The sequence below is a fragment of the Actinomadura sp. BRA 177 genome, assembly GCF_013372625.1.
Taxonomy (GTDB): Bacteria; Actinomycetota; Actinomycetes; order Streptosporangiales; family Streptosporangiaceae; genus Spirillospora.
In genome coordinates, this window is sequence record NZ_JABXFD010000231.1 from 1 (window position 1) to 1,864 (window position 1,864).

The window sequence follows — 1,864 nt, forward strand, 5'->3', positions numbered from 1 at the left end:
GCAGCGCGGCGTCCTGGCGCTGCTCGGCCCCGGCGGCCGCGTCCTCGCCGAGGTCGACCCGCCCGGCACCGGGGCCCGCGTCGAGCCGCTGCGGCTGCGGTCGGGCCGCACGGTCGGCGAATGGTTCCCCTGGGCGCACGTGCCCGCCGACGCCGCCGCCGGCCTCGCCGCCTCCTGCGCCGCGACCGCCGCCGAGCCGTGGGAGGAGGCCGGCCGATGGTTCGTCGCCCTGCACCCCTGAATCCCCCGGCCTTCGCCAGGACGCTGCCGGGGCGGTTCACCAGCCGGCTGCACGACGAGCGGACCGCGTCCCTGCTCGGCATCGCCCTCGGCGCCGCCGTCCTGGTCTCCTTCGGGACGGGACTGGTCTCCCACTTCATGCAGCAGCCCGCCGCGTGGATGCGGTGGCCGTCGCGCCCGGTCAACCTGTACCGGGTCACCCAGGGCGTCCACGTCATCGGCGGCCTGGCGACGGTGCCGCTGCTGCTCGCCAAACTCTGGACCGTCTACCCCAGGCTGTGGCAGTGGCCGCCGGTCCGCTCGATCGGCCACGGCGTCCAGCGGCTCCTGGTGTTCGTGCTGGTCGGCGCCGCGCTGTTCCAGTTCGTCACCGGGGTGCTGAACATCGCCTACTGGTACGCGTTCCGGTTCTTCTTCACCACCGCGCACTACTGGACGGCCTACATCCTCGTCGGGGCGCTGCTCATCCACATCGCCGACGAGGGCGCCAAGGCGCGCCGCGCCGTGATGACCCGCCCGCAGGACGCGGTGGGCCGCCGCGCGTTCCTGCTCACGGTCGCCGGCGCGAGCGCCGCCATCGCGGCCACCACGGTAGGCGAGGCCGTCACCCCGCTGGCGCGGCTGGCGGTGCTCGCGCCGCGCCGCCCCGGGACCGGGCCGCAGGACGTCCCGGTCAACAAGTCCGCCGCCGCCACCGGCGTCACCGCCGCGGCCCGCGACCCCGCCTGGCGCCTCACCGTTACCGGCCGCGTCGCCCGCGAGGTCTCCCTGACCCTGGCCGACCTGCGCGCCCTGCCGCAGCACACCGCGCGGCTGCCCATCGCGTGCGTGGAGGGCTGGAGCGTGGAGGCGGACTGGCGGGGCGTGCGGCTGCGGGACGTCCTGCACCTCGCGGGCACCGCCGACGACGCCCGCGTGCGGGTCGAATCCCTGGAACGCGGCGGCCGCTACCGCGCCTCCCGGGTCGACCCGCCGCACTGGCACGACCCGCTGACGCTGCTGGCCCTCGGCATGAACGGCGCCCCCCTCGCCCTCGACCACGGATACCCCTGCCGCCTCATCGCCCCCAACCGGCCCGGGGTCATGCAGACCAAATGGGTGCACCGGCTGGTGGTCTCATGACGGCCCGGACGGCCCGGGTCGCGGCGTACGCGGCGGGCCTGGCGCTCATCGGCCTCGGCGCGCGCGGCATCGCCGCCGACGTCCCCGCCGGACGGTGGGCGGTCTGGTTCGCGGGGGCGGCGATCCTGCACGACGGCGTCCTGGTCCCGGCGGTCCTCGTCGCGGGACTGGCCACCGGGCGTCTGCCCGCCCGCCACCGGCGCATCGTCCGGGCCGCGCTCGTCATCGCCGGATGCGTCACCGCGGTCGCGCTCCCGCTCGTCCTCGGCTACGGGCGCCGCGCCGACGAGCCGTCCCGGCTGCCGCTGCCCTACGGCCGCAACCTCGCGATCGTCCTGGCGGCCATCACGGTGATCGCCGCCGCCGCGGCCGCCGCGCGCCTGATCGCCGACCACCGGAGAGGACGGCCGCGGTGACCCTCACCGGCGAGCGCAGGCAGGCCCGGCCGGCGCGGCGGACCCGGCGCCGGCCCCTATACCCATCCCCGACCCCCGCAGACGGA

The 1,864-nt window shown here is 77.0% G+C and carries 2 protein-coding genes and 1 pseudogene; all 3 read left to right on the top strand.

Translation table 11 applies throughout. The annotated features are described in order from the left end of the window. A pseudogene (locus tag HUX53_RS09000) lies at window positions 1-241 on the top strand (SAM-dependent methyltransferase); the annotation flags it as partial. Then, the gene (locus HUX53_RS09005) at window positions 217-1,362 is read left to right on the top strand and encodes a molybdopterin-dependent oxidoreductase (protein WP_176402695.1); all 1,146 of its coding nucleotides are present in this window, start codon (window positions 217-219) and stop codon (window positions 1,360-1,362) included. The pseudogene HUX53_RS09000 and the gene HUX53_RS09005, both read left to right, overlap by 25 nt. Beyond that, window positions 1,359-1,778, top strand: a complete 420-nt coding sequence (locus HUX53_RS09010; protein WP_176402696.1) for a hypothetical protein — start codon at window positions 1,359-1,361, stop codon at window positions 1,776-1,778. The genes HUX53_RS09005 and HUX53_RS09010 overlap by 4 nt, the downstream gene beginning before the upstream one ends. The last annotated feature ends 86 nt before the right edge of the window (window positions 1,779-1,864 follow it).